General features: G+C 36.1%; 28 protein-coding genes and 2 tRNA genes. 26 read left to right on the top strand and 4 right to left on the bottom strand.

The features are described 5' to 3' along the window. Positions 1–44: 44 nt before the first annotated feature. The 22 genes from NBX03_RS09865 to NBX03_RS09765 all read left to right on the top strand — a co-directional run bounded on the left by NBX03_RS09865 (position 45) and on the right by NBX03_RS09765 (position 16,126). Positions 45–347, top strand: a complete 303-nt coding sequence (locus NBX03_RS09865) for an EscU/YscU/HrcU family type III secretion system export apparatus switch protein (protein ID WP_250227608.1) — start codon at positions 45–47, stop codon at positions 345–347. Then, positions 328–675 (top strand): YraN family protein, encoded by a 348-nt coding sequence (locus NBX03_RS09860; RefSeq protein ID WP_250227607.1) that lies wholly within the window; start codon positions 328–330, stop codon positions 673–675. Before NBX03_RS09865 ends, NBX03_RS09860 begins: the two co-directional genes overlap by 20 nt. A gap of 9 nt (positions 676–684) precedes the next feature. After that, positions 685–1,500 (top strand): peptidoglycan editing factor PgeF, encoded by an 816-nt coding sequence (gene pgeF, locus NBX03_RS09855; RefSeq protein ID WP_250227606.1) that lies wholly within the window; start codon positions 685–687, stop codon positions 1,498–1,500. Positions 1,501–1,503: 3 nt separating this feature from the next. Further along, a complete protein-coding gene (locus tag NBX03_RS09850) occupies positions 1,504–2,835 on the top strand; it encodes a DUF512 domain-containing protein (RefSeq protein ID WP_250227605.1) in 1,332 nt (443 codons plus the stop codon). 11 nt (positions 2,836–2,846) lie between these two features. Then, the gene (der, locus tag NBX03_RS09845) at positions 2,847–4,166 is read left to right on the top strand and encodes a ribosome biogenesis GTPase Der (RefSeq protein ID WP_250227604.1); all 1,320 of its coding nucleotides are present in this window, start codon (positions 2,847–2,849) and stop codon (positions 4,164–4,166) included. Between the two features lie 52 nt (positions 4,167–4,218). Continuing rightward, on the top strand, positions 4,219–4,845 hold the full coding sequence (plsY, locus tag NBX03_RS09840; RefSeq protein WP_250227603.1) for a glycerol-3-phosphate 1-O-acyltransferase PlsY: 627 nt from the start codon (positions 4,219–4,221) through the stop codon (positions 4,843–4,845). An 11-nt stretch (positions 4,846–4,856) separates the two neighbouring features. Further along, positions 4,857–5,885 (top strand): NAD(P)H-dependent glycerol-3-phosphate dehydrogenase, encoded by a 1,029-nt coding sequence (locus NBX03_RS09835; RefSeq protein ID WP_250227602.1) that lies wholly within the window; start codon positions 4,857–4,859, stop codon positions 5,883–5,885. After that, a complete protein-coding gene (locus NBX03_RS09830; protein WP_330638331.1) occupies positions 5,876–6,910 on the top strand; it encodes a M42 family metallopeptidase in 1,035 nt (344 codons plus the stop codon). The genes NBX03_RS09835 and NBX03_RS09830 overlap by 10 nt, the downstream gene beginning before the upstream one ends. Positions 6,911–7,915: 1,005 nt before the next feature. Continuing rightward, positions 7,916–8,461 (top strand): stage V sporulation protein T, encoded by a 546-nt coding sequence (gene spoVT / locus NBX03_RS09825; RefSeq protein ID WP_250227601.1) that lies wholly within the window; start codon positions 7,916–7,918, stop codon positions 8,459–8,461. Between the two features lie 509 nt (positions 8,462–8,970). After that, on the top strand, positions 8,971–9,699 hold the full coding sequence (locus NBX03_RS09820; protein WP_250227600.1) for a MazG family protein: 729 nt from the start codon (positions 8,971–8,973) through the stop codon (positions 9,697–9,699). A gap of 156 nt (positions 9,700–9,855) precedes the next feature. Then, on the top strand, positions 9,856–10,131 hold the full coding sequence (locus NBX03_RS09815; RefSeq protein WP_250227599.1) for an HU family DNA-binding protein: 276 nt from the start codon (positions 9,856–9,858) through the stop codon (positions 10,129–10,131). Positions 10,132–10,197: 66 nt separating this feature from the next. Then, the gene (locus tag NBX03_RS09810) at positions 10,198–10,440 is read left to right on the top strand and encodes an RNA-binding S4 domain-containing protein (RefSeq protein ID WP_250230265.1); all 243 of its coding nucleotides are present in this window, start codon (positions 10,198–10,200) and stop codon (positions 10,438–10,440) included. A gap of 119 nt (positions 10,441–10,559) precedes the next feature. Further along, the gene (gene yabP, locus NBX03_RS09805) at positions 10,560–10,847 is read left to right on the top strand and encodes a sporulation protein YabP (RefSeq protein ID WP_250227598.1); all 288 of its coding nucleotides are present in this window, start codon (positions 10,560–10,562) and stop codon (positions 10,845–10,847) included. A 9-nt stretch (positions 10,848–10,856) separates the two neighbouring features. After that, positions 10,857–11,378 carry a spore cortex biosynthesis protein YabQ gene (gene yabQ / locus NBX03_RS16195; protein WP_408628503.1) on the top strand — a complete coding sequence of 174 codons (522 nt, stop codon included), beginning with the start codon at positions 10,857–10,859 and terminating at the stop codon, positions 11,376–11,378. Between the two features lie 8 nt (positions 11,379–11,386). Next, on the top strand, positions 11,387–11,671 hold the full coding sequence (locus tag NBX03_RS09800) for an FtsB family cell division protein (RefSeq protein WP_250227597.1): 285 nt from the start codon (positions 11,387–11,389) through the stop codon (positions 11,669–11,671). A gap of 63 nt (positions 11,672–11,734) precedes the next feature. Beyond that, a tRNA-Met gene (locus NBX03_RS09795) sits at positions 11,735–11,808 on the top strand. A 7-nt stretch (positions 11,809–11,815) separates the two neighbouring features. Then, positions 11,816–11,888, top strand: a tRNA-Val gene (locus NBX03_RS09790). Positions 11,889–12,345: 457 nt separating this feature from the next. Further along, complete coding sequence (gene rplM, locus NBX03_RS09785) at positions 12,346–12,783, top strand: 50S ribosomal protein L13 (protein ID WP_250227596.1); 438 nt, start codon at positions 12,346–12,348, stop codon at positions 12,781–12,783. Between the two features lie 21 nt (positions 12,784–12,804). After that, a complete protein-coding gene (rpsI, locus tag NBX03_RS09780; RefSeq protein ID WP_250227595.1) occupies positions 12,805–13,197 on the top strand; it encodes a 30S ribosomal protein S9 in 393 nt (130 codons plus the stop codon). Between the two features lie 1,079 nt (positions 13,198–14,276). Beyond that, positions 14,277–14,543, top strand: coding sequence for a hypothetical protein (locus NBX03_RS09775; protein ID WP_250227594.1), 267 nt, complete (start codon positions 14,277–14,279; stop codon positions 14,541–14,543). Positions 14,544–14,557: 14 nt separating this feature from the next. Beyond that, positions 14,558–14,719, top strand: coding sequence for a hypothetical protein (locus NBX03_RS09770; RefSeq protein ID WP_250227593.1), 162 nt, complete (start codon positions 14,558–14,560; stop codon positions 14,717–14,719). 537 nt (positions 14,720–15,256) lie between these two features. Beyond that, positions 15,257–16,126: a radical SAM protein gene (locus tag NBX03_RS09765; protein WP_250227592.1), complete on the top strand. Its 870-nt coding sequence runs from the start codon at positions 15,257–15,259 to the stop codon at positions 16,124–16,126. 562 nt (positions 16,127–16,688) lie between these two features. Here the strand turns inward: NBX03_RS09765 and NBX03_RS09760 are convergent. Then, positions 16,689–17,570: an AraC family transcriptional regulator gene (locus tag NBX03_RS09760; protein ID WP_250227591.1), complete on the bottom strand. Its 882-nt coding sequence runs from the start codon at positions 17,568–17,570 to the stop codon at positions 16,689–16,691. A 906-nt stretch (positions 17,571–18,476) separates the two neighbouring features. Between NBX03_RS09760 and NBX03_RS09755 the strand changes: the two genes are divergently transcribed. Continuing rightward, on the top strand, positions 18,477–19,376 hold the full coding sequence (locus tag NBX03_RS09755) for an AraC family transcriptional regulator (protein WP_250227590.1): 900 nt from the start codon (positions 18,477–18,479) through the stop codon (positions 19,374–19,376). Positions 19,377–19,537: 161 nt separating this feature from the next. Here the strand turns inward: NBX03_RS09755 and NBX03_RS09750 are convergent, their stop codons facing one another. The 3 genes from NBX03_RS09750 to NBX03_RS09740 all read right to left on the bottom strand — a co-directional run bounded on the left by NBX03_RS09750 (position 19,538) and on the right by NBX03_RS09740 (position 21,961). Next, positions 19,538–20,179, bottom strand: coding sequence for a cyclase family protein (locus tag NBX03_RS09750; RefSeq protein ID WP_250227589.1), 642 nt, complete (start codon positions 20,177–20,179; stop codon positions 19,538–19,540). 20 nt (positions 20,180–20,199) lie between these two features. Next, positions 20,200–20,787 carry a biotin transporter BioY gene (locus tag NBX03_RS09745; protein ID WP_250227588.1) on the bottom strand — a complete coding sequence of 196 codons (588 nt, stop codon included), beginning with the start codon at positions 20,785–20,787 and terminating at the stop codon, positions 20,200–20,202. Between the two features lie 331 nt (positions 20,788–21,118). Further along, positions 21,119–21,961: a PHP domain-containing protein gene (locus tag NBX03_RS09740; RefSeq protein ID WP_250227587.1), complete on the bottom strand. Its 843-nt coding sequence runs from the start codon at positions 21,959–21,961 to the stop codon at positions 21,119–21,121. 272 nt (positions 21,962–22,233) lie between these two features. Between NBX03_RS09740 and NBX03_RS09735 the strand changes: the two genes are divergently transcribed. The 3 genes from NBX03_RS09735 (at position 22,234) to scfB (ending at position 24,287) form a co-directional block, all read left to right on the top strand. Then, the gene (locus tag NBX03_RS09735; RefSeq protein ID WP_250227586.1) at positions 22,234–22,614 is read left to right on the top strand and encodes a TIGR04086 family membrane protein; all 381 of its coding nucleotides are present in this window, start codon (positions 22,234–22,236) and stop codon (positions 22,612–22,614) included. Between the two features lie 65 nt (positions 22,615–22,679). Further along, entirely contained in the window at positions 22,680–22,820 is a 141-nt protein-coding gene (scfA, locus tag NBX03_RS09730) for a six-cysteine ranthipeptide SCIFF (protein ID WP_250227585.1), read from the top strand. A 111-nt stretch (positions 22,821–22,931) separates the two neighbouring features. Further along, positions 22,932–24,287, top strand: a complete 1,356-nt coding sequence (gene scfB, locus NBX03_RS09725) for a thioether cross-link-forming SCIFF peptide maturase (protein ID WP_250227584.1) — start codon at positions 22,932–22,934, stop codon at positions 24,285–24,287. The last annotated feature ends 10 nt before the right edge of the window (positions 24,288–24,297 follow it).

Raw genomic sequence — 24,297 nt, 5'->3', positions numbered from 1 at the left:
AAAGTTTCCGTTTATTTTATTGCTTTTATACTGTGAGTGATTTTATGTTTTCAAATAAAAATATAAATAAGCAAAAAAAGGCCGTTGCCGTTAAATATTCCCCTAAGGATATAGCACCCAAGGTAATTGCTCAAGGTAAAGGATATGTGGCGGAAAAAATAATCGACAAGGCCGATAGTGAAAAAATCCCTGTCATAGAAGATAAGGCCCTTGCAGAAGACCTTATGAACATTGATTTGGGGGATTATATTCCGCCTGAGCTTTATGAAGCTGTGGCTCAGATTCTTGTGTTTATTACCCGTCTGGATAAAGCAGGTGATAAGAAATATGTCCCTAAAAATAAATAAAGGGGAAGCAGGGGAGCTTTCGGCAATAAATTACATAAAAGAAAAAGGCTATATTATTGCAGAAAGAAATTATCATTCCCGTTACGGTGAAATCGATATTATAGCAAAAAAAGACAGCTTATATGTTTTTATAGAGGTTAAATACAGAAAAAACACCTCTTACGGCTATCCCAGGGAATTTGTGGATGCAAGAAAGCAGGATAAAATCCGTAAAACAGCCCTCACTTTTATTTCAGAAAATAATCTGCCTGATGGAGATTTCAGGTTTGACGTATTAGAAATAACAGGGAGCTTTAGTAATATAGAGCATATAGAAAATGCATTTTAGGAGCTAAAAATGAAAATAAGATTTGAAAAGGGAATCAAATACATCACATTTGAAATTTTTGACAGAGTTGATTTTGTAAAGCATGTGTTTTCCACTAGAGTAGGCGGCGTGTCTGAAGGAAATTGCAAAAGTCTGAATCTTGCCTTTTCAAAAGAAAAGAAGGCAGAAAATGTATACGAAAATTATAGAAGGTTATGCGAGGTAACAGGTTTATCCTATGAGGGCATAAGCTTTTCAAAGCAGGTTCACGGTACGAATATAAAAGTTCTTGATTTGGAGGATAAGGGGCAGGGCTTTTTAAAGAAAAGCAATTTGGAAAATGCCGACGGCTATATTACAAATACCCCGGGAATCGTTCTTACAGCTTTTTATGCGGACTGTGTGCCTATTTATTTTGTGGATCCTAAAAATAAGGCCATCGGCCTTTCTCATGCAGGCTGGAGAGGAACTGCCGATAACATAGGGGCAGTTACAATTAAAAAAATGCAGGAAACTTTCGGAACAAATCCTGAAGACTTACTCTGTGCTATTGGTCCTGCCATAGGAAAATGCTGTTTTGAAGTAGATTATCCTGTTGCCGAGGAGTTTTACGACAAAATAAGATTTGCAGGCGAATATATTGTGAAAGATGAAAAAAGGAATAAATTTAATATTGATTTAAAGAATATAAATAAAAGGCATCTTGTGGAAGCAGGAGTTCAGCCTGAGAACATTGAAGTGGCAGTTATGTGTACAAAGTGCAACCCTGATTTGTTTTATTCTCACAGGTTTATGGGAAAGGACAGAGGCTCCATGGCTGCGATGATAGAAATAATGGAGAGATAAATTTTGGAAAACGACAAGAATAATATGAGTGCTCATCAAAATGTCATCATAAAGGTTGAGCCTTTAAGCATCGCAGAAGAAATGGGCATAGAAAAAGGAGATATTCTTTTAGCCGTAAATGATAGTGAAATCCAAGATATTTTTGATTATAGATATGCCATAAAAGACGAGTATATAGAAGTTTTAATAGAAAAGCATTTTGGTGAAGAATGGCTTTTGGAAATAGAAAAAGACATTGATGAAGATTTGGGCATTGTTTTTGAATCCGGCCTTATGGACTGCGCCAAAAGCTGTAAGAATAAATGCATCTTCTGCTTTATAGACCAGCTTCCCAAGGGAATGAGAGAAACGCTTTATTTTAAAGATGATGATTCCAGGCTCTCCTTTTTACAGGGAAATTATGTCACCCTTACAAATATGAGCGAAAAGGATTTAGATCGGATTATATTTTATCATCTTTCACCTATTAATATATCCGTTCACGCAACAAATCCGGAGCTTAGAAGATTTATGCTAAAGAATCCCAATTCGGAAAAGCTTAAATATTACATGGATAAAATAGCTGCCGGAAATATTGAGATGAACTATCAGGTGGTTTTATGTAACGGCATAAACGACGGAGAGCATTTAGATAAAACCATATCGGATTTATCTGAATATATACCCCACGGAAAATCTCTTTCCATAGTGCCTGTAGGGATATCAAAATATAGGGATAGGCTTTATCCGCTTACGCCCTTTGGGAAAGAAGACGCAAGAAAAGTCATAGAGCAGGTAAATTACTGGCAGAAAAAAATCAAGGAAAAGCATAAGACAAGCTTCGTCTATGCTTCCGATGAATTTTATTTAACTGCCGGATACGATTTTCCGGAAGTGGACTATTATGAAGACTTTCCTCAGATAGAAAACGGGGTTGGCATGGCTGCTTCCTTTAGAAATGAGTTCTATAATGAAATTGATAAGCTTAGAATAGTAAAACAAATGGAAAAAATATCCATAGTTACAGGATGTGCCGCAGAAGGCTTAATGAAAGAGCTATGCGGCGAGATTCAAAAAAGGTTCGGCATTAATATAAATGTATATGCCGTAAATAATGATTTTTTTGGGCATAATATTACAGTCTCGGGGCTTTTAACAGGCAATGACATCATAAAAACCCTTTCAGGAAAAGACCTTGGAAGAAAGCTCCTGATACCTAAAAATGCCCTTAAAAGAGACGAAGATATTTTTCTTGATGATATAAGCCTTATGGATATGGAATCAAGCCTTAATATAAAAATAGAGTCAGTTGAAAATACAGGGGCAGATTTTATCAATGCCATATTTTCAAAATAGCGGAGGAAAAAATGGGAAAACCTATTGTAGCAGTGGTTGGCAGGCCTAATGTAGGAAAATCAACCTTATTTAATAGATTGGCGGGAGAAAGAATATCCATCGTTGAGGATACGCCCGGAGTAACAAGAGACAGAATATACGCCGATGTTGAATGGCTTGGCAAAGAATTTACAATTATAGACACAGGGGGAATAGACCCCGATGCGGAAGATATAATCACAAGACAGATGATGAAACAGGCCGAAATCGCCATAGAGACATCTGATGTGGTTTTATTTGTTGTAGACGTAAAAACAGGCATCACAGACGCCGATGAGCAGGTAGCAAACATGCTTAGAAAATCAGGAAAGCCTCTCGTTCTTGCCGTTAACAAGGTTGACGACATGCGAAAGGCCAACTTAGATATATATGAATTTTATTCCTTAGGGCTTTCTGAGCCTATTCCTATTTCTGCAGGGCAGGCTTTGGGTCTTGGGGATATGCTTGATGAGGTTGTAAAGTTCTTCCCTGAAACAGGTGACGAGGAAGAAGACGACGAGACTATCAAAATAGCCATTGTAGGAAAGCCAAACGTAGGCAAGTCCTCTATTATAAACAGGATTCTTGGAGAAGACAGGCTGATTGTAAGCGATATTCCAGGAACCACCAGAGACGCCATCGATACCCCTTACGAAAAGGACGGCCATAACTATGTCTTCATAGACACTGCCGGAATGAGAAGAAAGTCCAAAATAAAAGAAAATATAGAAAAATACTCTATCATACGCGCAATAGCTGCAGTTGAACGCTGTGATGTATGTGTTCTCGTAATAAACGCAGAGGAAGGCATCACCGACCAGGATACGAAAATAGCAGGTATTGCCCATGAGAGGGGAAAGGCCGCTATTATTGCCGTGAATAAATGGGATGCCATTGAAAAAGACGGCAAAACCATGAATAAGTTTATTAAAGATATAGATATGGAACTTAAATACATGCCTTACGCGCCCAAGCTTTTTGTTTCCGCTCTTACAGGCCAGCGAATAGATCAGCTTTTTGGCTTAATCAGGATTGTTTCGGAAAATGCTTCTTTAAGAATAGCTACAGGTATACTAAATGAAGTGCTGATAGAGGCAGTTGCGATGTCTCCGCCGCCTACGGATAAGGGAAAGCAGCTTAAAATATACTTTGTTACCCAGGTTTCCGTAAAGCCGCCTACCTTTGTGCTTTTCGTAAACGATACGGAACTTATGCATTTTTCATATAAGCGCTATATAGAAAATCAGTTCAGACAGGCCTTCGGTTTTACAGGAACACCGATACATTTTATCGTAAGAAACAGAAAAGATTAATATAATGAATTAAAATCAAACATCATCTATTCTTTATAATCAGAGGTGCTTTATGACGAGAATTCTTTGCCTTGCTTTAGGATATGCTATAGGGCTTATTCAGACCGCTTATATCGTAGGGAAGCTTTTTTACAGAGGAATAGATATTAGGGATTACGGAAGCGGGAACGCAGGAACTACCAATACCCTTCGAGTTTTAGGGTTTAAGGCCGGTGCTGCTGTATTTTTATGTGATGTTTTAAAGGCTGTTTTGGCTTATACGCTATGCTCCTTGATATTTGGGGGCGGAGGCTCCTTTTTGGGAGATTCTTCTATTGTTCCCGGCCTTTACGGCGGTATCGGAGCGGTTTTAGGCCATAGCTTTCCCTTTTATCTTAAATTTAAAGGGGGAAAGGGTATCGCTTCAACCCTTGGTATCATTATTTGTATTGATTTTAGAATAATGCTTATTTTATTTTCCATAGGAATCATTATTGTTATTTTCACAAGATATATTTCTGCTGCGGCTTTAACCATTACTTTGCTTTTACCCATAGCTGTCTTTTCTTTCGGATACGGTTATGAGGCAGCTATTTTGGGTGCTGTTGTAACGGTTATGAGCTGGTATTTACATAGGGGAAATATCAAAAGGATTATAGAGGGAAAAGAAAATAAGTTTAGTTTCAAAAAACAGTTATAAGGAGGTATTTCATGAATATCACTGTTCTAGGTTCAGGAAGCTGGGGCTCTGCTTTGGCATATCTTCTGGCAGATAATTCTCATAAAGTCCGCCTTTGGTCTTTCAGAAAAGAAGAGGCCGAGAGTATAATTGCAAATAAGGAAAATAAAGAGTTTCTTCCCGGAGTGCCTCTTCCTGAAAACGTAGAGGTGTTTTGGGATAAAAAAGAAGCTCTTTTCAATGCGGAACTCGTTGTTAATGCTGTTCCTTCAAAGTTTGTAAGAAGCACCATGGAAAGCTTTAAAGGCCTTATGCCTGAAAAAATATCCATTGTAAATGTTTCAAAGGGGCTCGAAGACGGCTCTTTAAAAAGGCTTTCGGAGGTAATAAAAGAGGTTTATCCAGAAGCCGCCGTAGCGGTTCTTTCAGGGCCAAGCCATGCAGAAGAGGTATCCAGAAGGCTTCCTACCACAGTAGTAGCTTCATCTTCAGACCTTGCTCTTGCGGAAATGGTGCAGGACGTTTTTATGAATAAGGAATTCAGAGTATATACCAATACAGATATTATAGGCGTGGAGCTTGGCGGCGCCCTTAAAAACGTTATAGCCCTTGCAGCAGGCATATCCGACGGCATGGGCTTCGGAGACAATACAAAGGCCGCTCTTATGACGAGAGGAATTAAGGAAATATCTCAGCTTGGAGCTGCTATGGGAGCGGAAATAAACACATTTTTTGGCCTTTCAGGCATAGGCGATCTTATTGTTACATGTACGTCCATGCATTCAAGAAACAGAAGGGCCGGAATACTTTTAGGCCAGGGAAAGAGCCTGGAAGAGACCCTTAAGGAAATCCATATGGTTGTTGAAGGGGTAAATACCTCCAATGCTGCTTATGAGCTTTCTTTGAGATATAATGTACCAATGCCTATTACGGCCGAAATAAATAATGTACTGAATCATGGGAAAAGCCCTGTTTTAGCAGTTGAGGAATTAATGACAAGGAATAAAAAGCAGGAGCATAATTCAGAGGATACGATAGGAGGAAGATTAATATGGCAATGATTTTTGACAAGGAATATATATTAGATTGCCTCAAGGAAATAATTTCTGTTGACAGCCCTTCAGGATTTACCGCAAACGTAATGAAAAAGCTTGCAAACATAGTAGAAAAATTGGGATACAAAGCAATATATACTGAAAAGGGCAATCTCATTGTTGAGGTTTTTGCATCAAACGAAAGAACCATCGGCCTTGCGGCTCACGTAGACACTTTAGGCCTTATGGTAAGAAGCATAAAAGCAGACGGAAGCCTTGCCTTTACTAAAATTGGCGGCCCTATGCTTCCTACCCTCGACGGAGAATACTGCAATGTTCATACACGCTCCGGAAAGGTTTACACAGGAACAATTTTATCCAACAGCCCTGCCGCTCATGTTTTTCCTGATGCCCTTATCCTTCCGAGAGACGAAAACAATATGCATGTAAGGCTTGATGAAAAGGTGAAATGCAAAAAAGATACCTTAGCTCTTGGCATCGAAACCGGGGATTTTATTTGCTATGACCCTAAGCTTCAGATAACTGAAAGCGGCTTTATAAAGAGCCGTTTCCTTGACGATAAATTAAGCGCTTCAATACTTTTGGGCCTTTTAAAATACATTAAGGATAATAATATTAAATTAAAATACGGATTAAAGCTTCTCTTCAGCTCTTACGAAGAAGTAGGCCATGGCATGAGCTATATCCCAGAAGACATTACAGAGCTTATAGCCGTAGATATGGGTTGCATAGGCCTTGACCTTAACTGCACCGAATATGACGTATCCATATGCGCTAAGGACTCCTCAGGCCCTTATGACTATGATATTACAACGAAGCTCATAAACCTTTCAAAGGAAAATAATATTCAATATGCCGTAGATATATACCCCATGTATCAGTCGGACGTTTCTGCTGCATTAAAAGGCGGCAATAACATTAAAGGCGGCCTTATAGGCCCGGGCGTAGGGGCAAGCCACGGCATGGAAAGAAGCCATTACGAGGCCGTAGAAAATACCCTTAAGCTTCTTGCACTTTATTTAGAAAATTAATATTAAGGCTGCCGACAAAGTCGGCAGCCTCTTTTATTAAAGTTCTATGGGGCTTTAATAAGTTTTTAACTGTGGAAATATAATTAGCTGCAATGGCGACGCAAGCAATTACAGATATCAATTCTCCCAGAGAAAGTTTATTCCACCTGAGGTACTAAAAGATTGACCGCATGCTATAAAAGGCGTATCCAAATTGGATACGCCTTTTTATAGTTAACAAAAAGGTTTTTATTTTTGTTAACTATATAACTACATAATAATTTAAAAGATTTAATTGAAAAAGGGTTTATTTTTATGAAAAGGAAAAGAAATATAAAATTAAATAAAATTTACCTGCCCATATGAATAAAAATTCCAGTAGTGATAAATAATAAGCTAGAAACAAATTAATCCCATTTACAGTTCATAAGTTTAAAGTCGGAAATAAACTTAAAGAAACTTATTAAAATTGCAAAATGAAGTATAGTTTTTAAATTTAATAAGCATAACTGCAATGGGCGCTTGTTTAAAATGATTTACAGGTTTAAACCTACATCATTTTCAAGCTGATTATTATAACCCGGATCTATAGTAAATTAATTTTAGAAAAGGAATTTACTATAAGCGTTAAGGAGAACTTATTTAGCTTTATTTAAAGATAAATAAGGATAGGCATTACAGACTGGTGTATTTTCAAATACCTTGGATTTAATACTTTTTTGCCTTTTTGGCTTTTATGAAGTCTTATTTATGGCCACAATAATTTTTAAACCAAGAGTAAAATTCAGAAGATACGCCTTATAGTAACCTAGGAAAATGCTACGTTAGATATGCTCATCTTTAGATAAGAAATCCTGCCTGCAATAAATTGTCTTATTGATAATTTAATTATACTAATAGAATTTATAGTCTCTTTAGAATTTGATTAGTATGTGCTTAGGAATAAAAATTATTTCTGCCGCATTTTCCAGTTTCACTGTGGTTACTATAGATGACAGAAAAGATTAAACACAAGGAGGAGTTTTTTTGAAAGCGACGGGTATTGTCAGAAGAATTGACGATTTAGGCAGGGTTGTTATACCCAAGGAAATTCGACGTACATTAAGAATAAGGGAAGGCGACCCTTTGGAAATATTTACGGACCGAGAGGGAGAAATAATACTTAAGAAGTATTCGCCTATAGGAGAGCTTGGAGCGTTTGCCAAGGAATATGCCGAAAGCTTATCCAAATCCAGCGGACATGTGACTTGTATCGTTGATAAGGACCATGTGATAGCGATTTCAGGAGGGCTTAAAAAAGAGTTTATGGATAAGCATATATCAGCTGCCCTCGAAAAGGCTATAAACACAAGAAACACCATTATTTCCAGCAGGGGAGAGCAAGGCTTTGCTCCTATTTTGGAAGATGATGATGAACAGATGTATTCCAATCAGCTTATTTCCCCTATCATATCCGAAGGTGATGTTATAGGCGCAGTCGTTTTTTTGTCAAACGATAAAAAAATGGGCGAAGTTGAAAATAAGCTTGCCCAAACAGCAGCAGGGTTTTTAGGAAAGCAAATGGAGCAGTAAAGGTAGATTGCCTTAAATCTGTAAACCAGTGTGTATTCATAGCTTTAAAATATATATTATACTTTAAGACTATGGACTCTATTCAAAAAGCTTAAAACAGCAGGTTATTTTACTATATAAGCAAGTTAAGCTTCCCCTTGCAAAGAAAAAGCCTCTTTGCAGGGGGAAGTGTTACTGTAGGGCTTCTTGATCCGCAAAATATAAAAGGATTGATATACGGGTTTTAGTGCTTCTGACCTTAATGCTTTTGACCGGATTTATTTGGCATGGGTTAAAAATCCGGCGGCCCGGAGATAGAGGCGAAAGATATTCGGCTATGGGGGGCATAGAATTTGCGAAACAAAACTTCTGAGTGGGTTTTGCAAAGACAAAATACTTCACATAGAAATATAGCTGAAAACCTGTTTTAGCGAAAGCAAGTGTTTTCCTAAGTTTAGTATTAAATAAAATGAAGAAAAGCTTGATTTTATTTGCCTTGTATCATATCCTTAAAGTGGGGGTGTGATGATATGACAGAAATTGAAAATAAGAAGCTTAGACTTCCTATTGATAAAGATGTAAAATTTAATTTTCATGATATCAAGGATGTTCTTGATGTTCTTTTATCTGAAAACGGCTGCCCTTGGGATAAGGCACAGAAAAGGGAGGATTTGAGGAAATATATTCTTGAAGAATCCTATGAAGTCATAGAAGCCGTAAATAAAGGCAGTGAGGAAGCGCTCTGTGAGGAGCTGGGAGACGTGCTTTTTCAGGTGATTTTTATGGCAAAGCTTTCAGAAAATGCAGGAAGTTTTAATATAGAGGACGTTATAGATCAGGTTTGCCGTAAAATGATAACAAGGCATACACATATATTTGGTGACGATACTGCAGTTTCTTCCGACGATGTATTGGAGCTTTGGAATAAGAATAAGGATATAGAAAAAAAGTATAAGTCCCCAGTGGATAAGCTTAAAAAAATTCCAAAGGAGCTTCCTGCTCTCATCAGAGCTGAAAAGGTATTGGAAAAGGCCGAGGCGGAAGGGCTTCCGGTTCCCAATTTAGAAGAGTCTCAAAAGGTGCTTTCAGAGATTTTTGAATCGAATTTTATCTTGTCGAAAATTGGCGAAAAGCAAAAATTGGACACCGCTTTGCTTCATATGGTAAATATTTTCAGATATTTAGAATTAAATGCTGAATTTTCCTTGACAAATGCCACAGAAACGTTTATAAATAGATTTGAAAACATTAAAGAATAGACGTTTATTCATCGTTTCCTGAGATGTTCTGCCGTAAGAAACTTACTTGGTTTTATAAATTTTTAAGGTTTAGTTTTAGGCATTTTCTCAATCATGAATTCTTTAATGAGTGCTTTCTATAATGAGTAATGAAATAATATTTAAGGAGGATTACTAATGAACAAAACTGAATTAATCGCAGCTATTCAACAAAAATCTGAATTAACAAAAAAAGATACCGAGAAATTTTTAAAGGCGTTTGAAGAAGCTGTAACTGAAGAATTAGCTAATGGCGGAAAGGTTCAGTTAGTTGGTTTTATGACCTTAGAGGTTGCTGAGAGAAAAGAAAGAGAAGGAAGAAACCCAAGAAGCGGAAAGACTATGGTTATACCTGCTTCCAAGGCTGTTAGATTTAAGGTTGGAAAGGCTCTTAAAGACTCAGTTAACAAATAATAAGCATTTAAATTTTGAATCTGCGACATACGGCATCCTTTAGGATGCCTTTTTTTGGAGGTATATATGCGACTGGATAAATATTTAAAGATTTCAAGAATAATAAAGAGAAGAACTGTTGCAAACGAAGCATGTGACGCCGGAAGGGTCACTGTAAACGGTAAAATAGCCAAAGCAGGCCTTGAAGTAAAAGAAGGGGACATTATAGAAATACGCTTTGGGAGCAATATTACGAAGGTTGAGGTTTTAAGCACAAAAGAAAATGTAAGAAAAGAAGAAGCCCCGAATATGTTTAAAACATTGGAATAAAGCATCAGGGGCTTTATTCCGATATTATAAAACACCCCTATAAATTTTAGGCATAACATGGCCCATTTACTTATATACTGTATAAAGTAAATTAAAACCTTAAGAGGAGGTCATGTTTTATGGCAGATGACAGAAAAAGCTTAAGCCGTCATCAGGTTATTATGGATAGGCGAGAAAATATAAATATTACAGGAGTTTTAGAGGTCATTTCCTTTGATGAGGATAGTATTGTATGTGAAACTGAAATGGGCGTCCTTATTCTCAGAGGCAACGGCCTTCATGTGAATAAGCTTAATCTCGATGCCGGAGAGCTTGAGGTAGACGGCGAGATAGAAAACCTTGGCTATGAAGACAGTTCCCTTTATTCCAAAGGCAAATCTTCCTTCCTTGGAAAGATATTTAAGTAGGGATTGCCTATGATATTATCTATAGGCTTTCAGCTCAGGCTTTTTTTGCTTATGATAATAACAGGCTTTGTTATAGGCTTTGTGTATGATATTTTAAGAATAATACGTAGGATTATAAAACACGGAAAGTTTATTGCAAATATTCAAGATATTATTTACTGGGTAATCGTTACTATATTTGTGTTTTATATTATATTTACATATAACAACGGGGAAATCAGGTTTTACTCCATATTAGGAGTTTTTTTAGGTATGATTTTTTATTTTCTCCTTGTTAGCCCCCTCGTGCTTAAAATTGCTATGACAGTTATAGATTTTTTAGCTAAGGTAATTAAAACTGCTGTTAAAATAATACTTTTTCCCTTAAAGGTAATTGTAAAAATATTAAAGATACCGGCGAAGCATATCTTGTCTTTTGCAAAGTGGGCTAAGAATGTCACAAAAAAACACTTGCAAAAATATGAACGCTATGCCAAAATAAAGAAAAGAAAATTAAAGAACAGTATCAGGGTTATACTAAAGAAAACATAGGTGATATTATGTTCAGAAAAATTACAAGAGCATTTATATTCATTTGCAGCCTGTTTTGCATTATTGTAACAGGCTTTTTCACCTATCATCAATATACGGTATATAGTGAGCTTAAAGCTATAGAGACAAGCCTTGATGAAAAAATTGAGGCTGAAAAGGCCGTGCAGGAAAAGCTTAGGCTCGAGATGGAATATAACCTCACAGACGCATACGTTGAAAAAATAGCCAGGGAGCGGCTTGGCCTTTTTAAAAGCGATGAAATCATATTTATCGATGAATCTACTGTCGAATAAAAAGTATTTAAAAAGTATATTGACATAATTATCTTTTGTGTTATAATGTTCTAGTTACTGTTTGGCGGAGTAGCTCAGTTGGCTAGAGCATGCGGTTCATACCCGCAGTGTCGGGGGTTCAAATCCCTCCTCCGCTATCTTTACGGGCGTTTAGCTCAGCTGGGAGAGCGCTTGCCTTACAAGCAAGATGTCATAGGTTCGAGCCCTATAATGCCCACTTAAGACCTGTATCAAATACAGGTCTGTTTTTTTATTAATGCTGCATCTATAATATTAGACGGGTGCGAAGAAGGCTAAAAAATAAATATTAAATTAAATACATTACAAATTTAATATTAAATCTGTTTGATTAAATATAAGGGACCATGAAGCTAAATGGTCCGTATCAGCCGGAAAGCTTTCTGTAATTTAGAATAATTGAAGTATATTCATCATATCGGGCGGGGAGATATTACAAAGCCGTGGTGACCATTGGCCCGAAGATTTGTCTGCGCTATACAAACATTTAAAAGTTCTAAGCTGCAGTTTGGCCTGATAAATAGAATTTTGTTGTTGACACTTGAAGTTAAATATAATATAATGTTTCTGTTTGATAACCCATTTCATTAACCGTTAGCCCCGGATTTTGGAATAGTTTGATAGATTGTTATAAACGTTAGGGAGGTTCAATCCAAATGAGAACGACTTATACCGTTAAAGCCGGAGAAATAGAAAGAAAATGGTATGTTGTTGACGCTAGCGGCCAGACTTTGGGACGTATTTCGTCTGAGGTTGCTAAAATTTTAGAAGGAAAACACAAACCGATTTATACACCTCACCTTGATACAGGTGATTATGTTATAGTTATTAATGCCGACAAGATAAAAGTAACTGGCAAAAAACTTGACCAGAAACTTTATCGCCGTCATTCCAACTATCCTGGCGGTCTTAAAGAGATCACTCTTAAAGAAATGCTTAATAAAAAGCCAGAATTTGTAATAACCCATGCTGTTAAGGGAATGCTTCCTAAGAAGGCACTTGGCGCTCAGATGCTTAAAAAGCTTAGAGTTTACAAAGGCGAAGAGCATGGACATGAAGCACAGATGCCTGAAAAATTAGAAATCAATTGCTAATAGTTTGAAAGGAGGATTATCATGGCAGCAGCCAGATATTATGGCACAGGAAGAAGGAAATCTTCAGTAGCAAGAGTATATTTAGTACCGGGTAACGGTAAAATTACCATAAATAAGAGAGATATTGATGAATATTTCGGTCTTGAAACCTTAAAAGTTATCATTAGACAACCTCTCGAATTAACTAATACATTAACAAAATTTGATGTTTTAGTTAACGTTTTCGGCGGCGGTTTCACAGGCCAAGCCGGAGCGATCCGCCACGGAGTATCAAGAGCCTTACTTGAAGCAGATGCTGATTTTCGCCCTGCATTAAAGAAAGCCGGCTTCTTAACTCGTGACCCAAGAATGAAAGAAAGAAAGAAATATGGATTGAAGGGCGCAAGAAGGGCTCCTCAGTTCTCAAAGAGATAAACGGGAAAGAAAATCAAGAAAAAGAGTCACAGCGATGTGGCTCTTTATTTTTGCTTAAAACATACTATATATAGTATTAAACGAGATGAAACCAACTACATATAGCATTTTAGGAAAAGAACATGAAAAACAAACAAAATGAACCCAGAAAGATAATGTGGCTATTTGTTGGTGAAAATCGGTGCGTGTGTGTAAAAGTTTTCGCATTTTTACGCATTGGGTAAAATAATCGTGCGTAAATTTACATAGGAAAAGGGTAAAAACGAATGTAAAAATAAGGTAATTTACGCACGGTAATTTTGATAACACTATTTATAAAAATGGAGGTCACTAAAGTCATGTTATACATTTAATAATTAAGAGTTTATAGGTAATATACAAACATAAATAAAATAGAAAACGAAAATTATACATTTCCCAAAGGTAGAAGGAGCATTGGATTTTAAACAATATAAATAAGTGTTTTTAGACATTATGATTTGAAATGAGAAATACGGTAGATTGGATTCACTGTACAATAGATGTAATTAAAATATCATGGGCTTTTTACAGAGTGGAATAATTGTAAAAAATCAATACAATATAATAAAAATTCAGAAAACGTAACAAAGAATTTCAAGATAAGAAAAGGATAACAAGGGGATTAAAAAGTATTTAGCTAAGGTTTATATGTAATTCAAAGAATATCAGGAGCAATACATAGGCTAAAGAGCTAAACAAGATGATTGAAAAGAGTAGAGCCTAAGCAACCTACATCTAAATATCTTAAATAAAGGAGCTAAACAATATCGATTGAAAAGTGTGATACGTGGCAATGACATTTAATCAATAGCGATTAAAACTAATAGAGCCAATCCCAATTAAAACAAAACATATAAATTCAATTTTGTAAAACTCAATTTATAGTAGTACAGAGCATGAATAAAGAGCTAAACAATATCGATTACACCTAAGTATGATACAAGTGGATCTGAAGACTCCGTATTTCAGAGAATGATTAAGGCATACTCAAGTGGTGGAAGATATAACTTTATAGCATTTGATTGGCAGGTAATTGAATTTTATTAGGAGGTGGTAACATGGAATTTTACTATGCCGAATTAAATGAACAAAAAATATGCACAGGCATAAAGCAAGTAGCAAGCGAAATGACAGAAATTAATATTGTGCCAATTGACACTTACGATATCAGTCTTTTAGGACAAAGATATAATAACGGCACATGGGATCCAGTGGAAATACCCCCGGAACCACTACTAGTGACTCTAACCGAAACCGAACAGGCTATATTGGACACAGCAATAAATATAGAATACTTAGTTTCCATAACTGAACTGAAAATATAGAAAGGGTTGATATTATGACTTATACAAGATTAAAAACCTTAATTACCAGAGGTCAGTATAACAAAGAAGATATGCTTAATAAAATGGACGTGTTTTTATTAGCGGACCGAATGACGAATGAACAATACAATGAGCTTATAAGCCTGATGAATTCAGATAATAATGAAGTAAATTAGCCTATCTATTATAAAATAGGCAGGCTTTTTTAGGTATTAAGCAGGAACTTTTTCAAAATAACCGCTAGGTATAAAAATACACCGATTATCAAATAATAAATAATGAACTAAATTTATTGCAAAGTTGGTGAAACCGTGGCTAAGCAAGGGATGAAAAGACCGGGCTCTAATGAGCCTCATAAAAAAGACGATGCTGATACCGTTCCAGAAATTCAGGGAAAGGCCAAAGCAGGGCATAAAAAAGCGAATAGAGCAGATTAATAAATTTAAGGCATTTCACAATGTGAAATGCCTTTTTTTGACGAACTTATTATTTGAAAGATATTGTTTCAAAACGGATGATTATTTAGGATAATATTTTAACATTGCTTATTGGTAGCAATCAATAGGCGGCCTTTTTATGCAAAAAACTATTGCTGTTCAACAAAGAATTTTCCTTTTACCAAAAGAAAGCAGAATACAGAAGAAGGCAATTGAATAACTAGAAATCTAATGATAAAATAATACTGAATATAATTAGAAAAAGGAGGCAGCCTGATGGAGTACGAAGGCCAAATTTGCCGTCCGCCTATGGAAAAATCCTCATTTATGTTGGCGACGGCGGTAGGGTGCGCCTATAATCAATGTAAATTCTGTAACTTATTCAAGCATTTAAATTATCGGCTGCTTCCGCTAGAGCAAATAGAAGCAGAGCTGCGTCATGTAAGAGCAGTAGGCGGAAACCCAAAGCAAGTATTTCTGGGTGACGGGAACGCCTTCGGAATGGAGACATCACGGCTGCTATGTATTTTAGAGAAGATTTATCATTATTTTCCTAATTGCCAGATGGTCAATATGGACGCTACCGTAACAGATATTAGAAATAAAACGGATAAGGAGCTTTATCAATTAAAGAAAGCTGGGGTCGGACATCTTTATCTAGGGATTGAGAGCGGCATTGACGATGTTTTGATATTTATGCGAAAAGATCATAACATAGAGCAGGCCTATAGAGAAATTCAGCGTATGAAAGATGCAGAGCTTTTGTATGATGCCCATATTATGACAGGAATCGCAGGAATGGGGCGAGGAATTGAAAACGCAGAAAAGTTGGCTGAGTTTTTTAATCATACACAGCCGGAGCGGATTATTAATTTCTCTTTATTTTTATCCCGAAGCGTAGCATTATATCAGGATATTTCAGCCGGCCGGTTTATTCCGGCAAATGAGGTTGAAAATCTCGAGGAGGCCCGCAGGCTTTTAGAATTGATAGGAGAAAAGCCGGTTTTGTATGATGGATTTCATGATAAGCTAGAATTTCGTGTATGGGGTGAACTTCCAAAGGACAGGCAAAAGATGCTTAAAAAGTTGGATAGCGCCATTGAGACTTATAGCCGGAAAGAGCCGATGATTGCTTATACCCATTAATTATCTTTCCTAAAGCAATGAGGAAATAGCATTAAGTATATTTAAAAATATACAGAGTTAAAATATAGTTCCACAGTATGCTTAAGTGGAGCAGCTAAAAAAATGCATTTCAGAGAAAAATATAATGTAATAATAGCTAAGCCGATTGTGAAAGAATACTGAATACTTTTAAAAGACAGTAGATATCAAAAGCACACTTTAAAGGGGCGTAGGTAATAGAGCCTAAATAAGTTTTTTATGGAGTAGCTGATACAGGGCTTGAAAACTATCGGCTAATATACTGTTCCAATAAAAATTGGACTAAACCATTACTTCCAGAGTTTACAGGTATCCTTAAACTTATTTGTTCTGTTCCCTAAATTAGTGTCTTTTCATAATTAATAAAAATGGCGGCTTTTAAAGCCGCCATTTTTTATCCTATAATTTTACATAGAGAGTCATTCTGTAAAGATACATTATCCTTAGCAATTTCTCTTTTATAAAATCATTCTGTATCTAGATATTTTACCCTTTAATATTTAAGTCTTCATAAAATAATAATCATTTTTCTAAATTTCTTAATTTATGCCTTAAGCTTCGTTACCGGAATCCAAATTTCGCTTTTATAATCAGGTTTCGACGTATCAGGGCTTTCATTCCATAAGATTTCCGGTCCGCCTGTAGATTCAAAACCGGATGTAGGAAACCACTCGGCAAAAATCCTGCCCCATGTATCCTGTAAAGCTTTTGGGAATTCTCCTACCACTGTGAATACTGCCCAAGCAGAAGCATCGATGGATAAAGTTTCCCATCGTTCAGGTACATCATTTGTTGTAGCGACGCCTATATATTGGTCAAGGCAATCGCCTTCGGCTAAGAAACGCCCCTCTTGAAAATTTGCAGATATACATAATATTCCTTTTGGCTCCACATTTGAAAGTGCTTTAAGCTCTGCAAAATCATCCATTGTAAGGCTTGCCCACATAGAATCCATATGGGGATTGATACCTTCATAAATTAAGGGTATTCGTTTTTTTATCCCGGCTATGAGAAAAGCTTTTTTTTCTACGATTCGATAATTCATTTCATTCCCTCCTTGAATTGTTAAACGAAAGGTCATTGGCGGAAATGCTTTCAAAATAACATTGCTCTTTTTAGCTTGCGACGGGGACACGCCATGCATGTTTTGAAATGCCTTAGCAAATGCGTCGGGTGAGTTATATCCCATCTGCAAAGCAAGATCAATAATCTTTTCATCGCTGTTTTTTAATATAGCTGCGGCTAAAGATAATCTTCTTCGGCGAATATATTCGCTTAAAGGCATTCCAGACAGAAAAGAAAACATTCTCCTAAAGTGGTGCTCTGAACAATATGAAATTTGGCACAGTTTTTTAATATCAATTTCATTCATAAGATTTTCTTCTATATATTCCATAGCCCGATTTAGTTGAACGAGTGCATTCACTTTCATGACCTCCTTATAAGGATAATAGCAAATTTAATTTACGAATACCCGTCAATACAGGTGCAAGTATTGTCTTTTTATATTTTAATTATACGGTATTTAAATATTAGGCGTCTATCTTATTAATACTTCCATATTCCAAAAACTGTTTATTTGAAAATATTCTGAAAACTTTTATCTGCTATAAATAGATACTATTATAGGATTTGTAAAGCTATGTAGCAATACGCCTGAGCACATGGTATAATTTTCTTATTAAAAAGAGGGGCGCATGATTATTTAGTTTTTTGATACAGGGGTTATATAATATGGAGATTAGAGAGATTGACATTTCCGAAATACATGTGGAGATGCTTAGAATTTGACTTGTGTTTCAAAAAATAAGTATTTTTCTAAGGTTAATAAAGTTTTGCTGCCGATAATAAAAATATAGACTTAAAACCTTAAAATTCAACTATAGAAAATAAGACAAATAATCTCCAACAGTATAATAAGGTTTTAAGATATAATGCATATATTTCCTGATGATTTTTTTCAAATATTATTATAAATTTAACAGCAATAGACAAAGGTATTTTGAAAAAATGGAATAAACAGTAAAATTACTTAAAGATGGGATAATATAGTTACAAAGGGTAAGGTTTTTGATATAATTAAAATTGGTCGCATGTTGAAATAACTTTAAATATATCGAAGAAATAGCTCAATAAAGCAAATTGCTTGGTTATAGTAAATTTCAAATTAAACAGTAATAAAAATCGTATATTTTGAATGGCTTAAACATAAGGATTTTATGTGTTTAAGCCGTTTATGAAAAATAGGTTTTTATTGCATTCTTCTGTGAAATTTACTATAAAATTGTATTTTAGCTCAGGCAAGATAATTTAATAAATTAAGGAGCGGCTAATGCAGACAAAGGAAGCAAATACCAATGCTATGAACATTGGGGAAGTCTTAAAAAGAGAAGAGTCCTTTCCTGTTTCAATTTCTCTTAATCAGATGGATAAAAAAATACTGGGTTTTGTAGACTGGCACTGGCATGATGATATTCAGCTTTGCATTGTAGAAAAGGGCAGCATTGTTTTTAGCGTCAGGCAAAAGGAATTTATTCTTGAAAAGGGCCAGGGGATTTTTATAAACGGCGGCTGTCTTCATATGGCTAAGCCCTATACAGAACAGGACAGCTCTTATTCCTATATTGCCTTTGATGTGAAAATGCTTGAGTTTTTCAGTGATAGCGGCTTTGTAGATAAATATGTAAATCCCTATATAAAAAGAAAAGATTTCTATAGTATAGTTTTAGATAATCTTTCTTTTGATAGTGCTGAAATATTGGGTTATATTAGGGAGATTTGCAATCTTTACGCAAATAAACCCTTTGGATATGAATTTGATATTTGCATATATATTGCCTCTATTTGGCGGCTGCTTACAAAAAAATGTGATATTTCGAATAATGGTGAGGACGAGGAAGACTGCATTAATTATAGGCGGGTAAAAAGCATAATGTCATATATCCATGAAAATTACCGAGAGAAAATATCCCTTCAAGATATAGCCGATGTAGCAGGATTAAGCAAGGGCGAATGCTGCAGGTTCTTTAAAAGAATGACTAAATGCACTATATTTGAATTTGTAAATAATTATAGAATAAATAAAAGCATAGAGCTGCTTCAAAACACGGATTTATCCGTTGGCGAAATAGCTGAAATGTCAGGCTTCGGAGGGCCCAGCTATTACATAGAAAGCTTTAAGAAAAGACTTGGCTGCACACCTAAGGAGTATCGCAACAGGTTTATAAAATAAATATAAAATTAAAGCTGCCGGAAGAGGTAAATAACCTTTCAGGCAGCTTTAATATTTTACAGGGCGGTATGGCGCCATTTTTTGTGTGTTCTATAGAGCGGCAAGAATCAGCTCATAAATCTACCTGTAACCCTTATAAAAAGTATATTACGGAAATATCTTTATAAAACCGCAATAGCCCTTACGGGAGAACCGTCAGAAGAAACAAATTTTAAAGGAAGAGCGTAAAATGTGAATATATCTTCTCCTACCTTAGACAGATTCGTCAAGTTTTCTATTATTACAAAGAGATTATCCTTTAAAAGTCTTTTATGTATGGGAAGATTACTGTCGGAAATGGAGTCTATCCCTATGGTGTCTATTCCGACGCCCTTTTTCCCTGAATTTAATATGAAATCGGCAACCTCCATATTGATAGTGGGATAATCTCCGAAATATTTATCTTTACCCCAGTATCTATCCCAGTCTGTTCTGAAAATAATAAATTCTGCCTCTTTAATCTTATCTTTATAAGGCGTTATATGGTCCATGGTTATTTTTTCTCCGGAATTTAAAGAGGAACAGTCAATAATTACAGCTTTTCCTGCAAAACTTGAAATATCCATTTCATCAAGGGAAATTTCATCTTTAAATATATGGTGCGGAGAATCCATATGGGTTCCTGTGTGAGAGAGCATATTTAGCATTGTTTCTTTATATCCATGTTCTTCATGGGTGCATTCTACTTTTAAAATCGGCCCCCGTGTTCCCGGATAGAAAGGCGTTTCTTCGGAAATAGCATGGGTTAAGTCTATAATTTTCAACTAAATTCCTCCTTAATAAATTACATTATATTTTGGCGGATATTTCTAATATAGGGGAAAGCTATTAAAGCAATCAATCCCTTTATGATATCTCCGGGGATAAAAGGAAGCATACAAGCAGAGATGGAAGCCATAAGATTAGAGCCTGTACTTGCCATAAACCATATTATGCCGATGAAATATACCATAAGAGTAAAAATTACAATTGATAATAAATATATGATATAAGCGTATATATTTTTTGAAGCGTATTTTGATGTAAGGGCTTTTTCCGTAATGAAGCTCATAATAAACACAGAAGGAATCCAGCTTATGATAAATCCTCCTGTAGGGCCAAGCAAATACGCCGGACCAGAATTACCGCCGGCAAATACAGGCAGGCCTATTGCGCCCATCAATATGTATAAAATAACAGGATACAGACTTTCCTTTGGTCTTAATAAGGACGCACAAAGGATAATTCCCAAGGTCTGCAATGTAATGGGAACAGGGGTAAAAGGCAAAGGAAAACGTATCTGGGCAAAAATAATAAATATACTTGCCATCAAGGCAGACCTTGTAAGTATGCGTAATTTTGACGATATGCCCTGGCTGTTTTGGATAATCATAGTATCATCTCCTAAGTAAAATTTTAATGCTGATTGAAGCAATTTGGTATTGGCAGCAACAAAGGATTTTTATACCATAATCCAAAGCCTGCTTATATATTTCCCTTTGGGAAATATATTCGTGAATAAACTCAGACAGAGCCTGAGTTTAGTTACATTATATCATAAGCGTAATTTTCCTCATACATTTTCTGCAGAAAATGTATTCGTGAATAAAATTAAGCAAAGCTTGATTTTATTCATATTATACCATAATGGTAGTTTTTACGAATACCATAAATCGAGTTTTTCTCAGATATTTCTATGAATTAATATAATATCATGGGAGTTTCTACAATGCCCTATCCCTTAATTTATTAAGTATTTCATAGGGTATTTTAAGGTTTCCAAAGCCTTTTCCAAGCTCTATTTCAGGCTTATTGCTGCCGTGAAAATCACTTCCGCCGCTTATTTTAAGATGATATCTTTTTGCCAAATCCCTATGGAAAGATTCCGTATAAATAGAATTGGTTGTATAAATTGCTTCTATTGCATCTATATTTTGCTTTTTAAGCTCATGAACCATTTCTTCAAGCTGTTTTTCTGAAAAACCATATTCCCCCGGATGGGCAAGAATGGCAATTCCTCCGGCCTTGTGTATAAGTTCAATGGCCTCTGAAGAAGAAAGCAGTTCTCTTTTCATATAAGTTTTCTTCCCGGGAGAGAGGTATTTTAAAAAGGCGTCATTTATGCTTTCTACATAGCCTTCTTCCATGAGAAACCTGGCAAAATGTGCCCTTGTGATGATTTTGCCGTCTGATTTATTTAAAATGTCTTCATACTTCATTTTAATGCCTTCTTCGTTAAAAAGCAGTACGAGCTCTTTATTTCTTATTTCACGCCTTTTTTCCATTTCTAAAAGGGAATCAGAAAGGATAGTGCTGGTTCTGTCAAAGAGTAATCCTACTATATGAATTTCCGTGTCCTTATAATCTGCTGCTATTTCAACACCATTTATGAATTCTATATTAAGCCTTTTGGAAGCTTCTATAGCCTCGGAAAGACCGTCGATAGTATCATGGTCTGTAAGTGCAATGGCTGAAAGCCCCAATGCTTTTGCACGTTCAATAAGCTCAGAAGGGGTAAAGGTACCGTCGGAAAAAACAGAGTGGGTATGCAGGTCAATATAATTCATAAAAGCCCCCTGAAAATTTATTTTATAAAGGGTTTGTAAATTAGAACCCCCTTAAAATCAATAAATATGTTTATAAATTTGTTGATTTTAGTATCTTTATTTTATCATATTTAAGAGTCATTGCCAGTACAATATATTATAATAAGCGAACTTGAAAAAGAATAAAAGCGTGTGATTGCAAATCATTTTTCAAGGGAGCGTCCGCTTATAGATAACAAACTTTAGAAAGATTTGTTATCTATAAATATATCTTATGTTGAGGAGGTTATATTTTGAGAAACGATATTAAAGCTCAGGGATCAAGTATCATATCAGGCGTTCTTATCGCTTATGCAATTACATGTATCGTGTTTATAGGATACGCCATTTTGCTTACTTATACCGATATGGGGGAAGAAGGCATATCTCTTGTTGTAACTATAACAAGCATAATTTCTGCCATGGTTGCAGGTTTTGACGCCGCCAAAGGCGCAAACAGCAAAGGCTGGATGTGGGGAATGATAGCAGGCCTCATTTATGCCCTTATACTTGTAGCGATTATGACATGGGTGCAAAAGGGCTTTACGATGAATTCGAGGCTTATGACCCTTATTATTTTATCCATTGCAAGTGGCGGTTTAGGGGGCGTAATCGGAATCAACATGAAAAAATAATATACAAAATATATCTTTTATGGTATACTATCCTAAGATATATATTATTAGGAGGCTTATTGCTTATGAAACACATTAAAACATTAAACACTCTTATTTTAAAAAATACCATGGCAAAAGGCGGTTGCGGAGAGTGTCAGACATCATGCCAGTCAGCCTGCAAAACATCTTGCACAGTGGCAAACCAGTCCTGCGAGAATAGATAGTTTTACATATTTAGCACTAAAGTGCAAACTTAATATTATCTATAAAAAAGCTTGCGGTTCTTTATAGTATCGCAGACTTTTTTAATTTTAAGCTTATTTTGAGGTGAGCAAATGATACATAGATACAAGCAGAACGGATTTAACATTGTTATTGATATTAATAGCGGTGCTGTTCATGCTGTTGACGAACTGGCTTATGAGATTATAGGCCTTTATGAGGAAAATTCTTTTGATGATATAATGAAAAAGCTTGAAGCTACTTACGAAAAGGACGATATAAAAGAATCCTATGACGAAGTAAAGAGCTTAGAAGATAATGGGCTTTTATTCTCCAAAGATTATTATGAGGAAGTCCTTCCGATGGTGAATAAAAGAAATCCAGTTGTGAAGGCCCTTTGCCTCCATGTGGCCCATGACTGTAACTTAAGATGCGGATACTGCTTTGCCGACGAAGGAGAATACCACGGCAAAAGGTCTCTCATGAGCCTTGAAGTAGGAAAGGCCGCAATTGATTTTATCATTAAAAACAGCGGCAACAGGAGAAACCTTGAGATTGACTTTTTCGGCGGAGAGCCTCTGATGAACTTTAACGTCGTAAAAGAAATCGTAAAATACGGAAGAGAGCAGGAAAAGCTCCACAATAAAAACTTTCGTTTTACGATGACTACAAACGGTGTTCTTCTTGATGAAAAAAAGCTTGAATTTATAAATGAAAATATGCATAATCTTGTTTTGAGCCTTGACGGCAGAAAAGAAGTAAACGACCATATGAGAAAATGTATAGGCGGCTCCGGAAGCTACGATTTAATCGTGCCTCGGTTTATAAAGGCAGCCGAAAGCAGAAAGCAGGAAAATTATTATTTAAGGGGCACGTTTACAAAGAATAATATGGACTTTTCCAAAGATGTTGCCCATATTGCGGATTTAGGCTTTAAGCAAATCTCCGTAGAGCCTGTTGTAGGGCCTGATGAAGAGCCCTATACCTTTAAAGAAGAGGATATTCCGGCTATCTGTAAAGAATATGAGGTTCTTGCCAATAATATATTAGAGGATATGAAAAACGGAAAAGACTATAATTTCTTCCATTTTATGATTGATCTTACGGGAGGGCCCTGTATTGCCAAGCGTCTTGTAGGCTGCGGCGCAGGAACGGAATACCTTGCCGTAACGCCGGAAGGGGCTCTTTATCCATGCCACCAATTTGTAGGAAACGAAGATTTTGAAATGGGCGATGTTTGGAAGGGTGTTCAGAAGCAGGATATGCGGAAGGAATTTGAAAACTGCAATATATTTGCCAAGGAAGACTGTAAAAAATGCTGGGCGCGGTTTTATTGCAGCGGCGGCTGTGCGGCCAACGCCTATAATACAAATAACGATATCTTAAAGCCCTATGAAATCGGCTGCATTCTTCAAAGAAAGAGAACCGAATGCGCTATCATGCTTAAGGTTGCCGAAAGCCTTGCCTGAGAAACGGGAG

This window comes from Anaeropeptidivorans aminofermentans, from assembly GCF_940670685.1.
Classification (GTDB): domain Bacteria; phylum Bacillota; class Clostridia; order Lachnospirales; family UBA5962; genus Anaeropeptidivorans; species Anaeropeptidivorans aminofermentans.
This window is presented reverse-complemented; position numbering and strand designations above follow the sequence as displayed.

What these genes read in the sequence shown, in the direction of transcription:
- NBX03_RS09865 (WP_250227608.1), top strand. Translation starts at nt 45, where the DNA reads ATGTTTTCAAATAAAAATATAAATAAGCAAAAAAAGGCCGTTGCCGTT.
- NBX03_RS09860 (WP_250227607.1), top strand. Translation starts at nt 328, where the DNA reads ATGTCCCTAAAAATAAATAAAGGGGAAGCAGGGGAGCTTTCGGCAATA.
- pgeF (WP_250227606.1), top strand. Translation starts at nt 685, where the DNA reads ATGAAAATAAGATTTGAAAAGGGAATCAAATACATCACATTTGAAATT.
- der (WP_250227604.1), top strand. Translation starts at nt 2,847, where the DNA reads ATGGGAAAACCTATTGTAGCAGTGGTTGGCAGGCCTAATGTAGGAAAA.
- plsY (WP_250227603.1), top strand. Translation starts at nt 4,219, where the DNA reads ATGACGAGAATTCTTTGCCTTGCTTTAGGATATGCTATAGGGCTTATT.
- NBX03_RS09835 (WP_250227602.1), top strand. Translation starts at nt 4,857, where the DNA reads ATGAATATCACTGTTCTAGGTTCAGGAAGCTGGGGCTCTGCTTTGGCA.
- NBX03_RS09830 (WP_330638331.1), top strand. Translation starts at nt 5,876, where the DNA reads ATGGCAATGATTTTTGACAAGGAATATATATTAGATTGCCTCAAGGAA.
- NBX03_RS09820 (WP_250227600.1), top strand. Translation starts at nt 8,971, where the DNA reads ATGACAGAAATTGAAAATAAGAAGCTTAGACTTCCTATTGATAAAGAT.
- NBX03_RS09815 (WP_250227599.1), top strand. Translation starts at nt 9,856, where the DNA reads ATGAACAAAACTGAATTAATCGCAGCTATTCAACAAAAATCTGAATTA.
- NBX03_RS09810 (WP_250230265.1), top strand. Translation starts at nt 10,198, where the DNA reads ATGCGACTGGATAAATATTTAAAGATTTCAAGAATAATAAAGAGAAGA.
- yabP (WP_250227598.1), top strand. Translation starts at nt 10,560, where the DNA reads ATGGCAGATGACAGAAAAAGCTTAAGCCGTCATCAGGTTATTATGGAT.
- yabQ (WP_408628503.1), top strand. Translation starts at nt 10,857, where the DNA reads ATGATATTATCTATAGGCTTTCAGCTCAGGCTTTTTTTGCTTATGATA.
- NBX03_RS09800 (WP_250227597.1), top strand. Translation starts at nt 11,387, where the DNA reads ATGTTCAGAAAAATTACAAGAGCATTTATATTCATTTGCAGCCTGTTT.
- rplM (WP_250227596.1), top strand. Translation starts at nt 12,346, where the DNA reads ATGAGAACGACTTATACCGTTAAAGCCGGAGAAATAGAAAGAAAATGG.
- rpsI (WP_250227595.1), top strand. Translation starts at nt 12,805, where the DNA reads ATGGCAGCAGCCAGATATTATGGCACAGGAAGAAGGAAATCTTCAGTA.
- NBX03_RS09775 (WP_250227594.1), top strand. Translation starts at nt 14,277, where the DNA reads ATGGAATTTTACTATGCCGAATTAAATGAACAAAAAATATGCACAGGC.
- NBX03_RS09770 (WP_250227593.1), top strand. Translation starts at nt 14,558, where the DNA reads ATGACTTATACAAGATTAAAAACCTTAATTACCAGAGGTCAGTATAAC.
- NBX03_RS09765 (WP_250227592.1), top strand. Translation starts at nt 15,257, where the DNA reads ATGGAGTACGAAGGCCAAATTTGCCGTCCGCCTATGGAAAAATCCTCA.
- NBX03_RS09755 (WP_250227590.1), top strand. Translation starts at nt 18,477, where the DNA reads ATGCAGACAAAGGAAGCAAATACCAATGCTATGAACATTGGGGAAGTC.
- NBX03_RS09745 (WP_250227588.1), bottom strand. Translation starts at nt 20,787, where the DNA reads ATGATTATCCAAAACAGCCAGGGCATATCGTCAAAATTACGCATACTT.
- NBX03_RS09740 (WP_250227587.1), bottom strand. Translation starts at nt 21,961, where the DNA reads ATGAATTATATTGACCTGCATACCCACTCTGTTTTTTCCGACGGTACC.
- scfA (WP_250227585.1), top strand. Translation starts at nt 22,680, where the DNA reads ATGAAACACATTAAAACATTAAACACTCTTATTTTAAAAAATACCATG.
- scfB (WP_250227584.1), top strand. Translation starts at nt 22,932, where the DNA reads ATGATACATAGATACAAGCAGAACGGATTTAACATTGTTATTGATATT.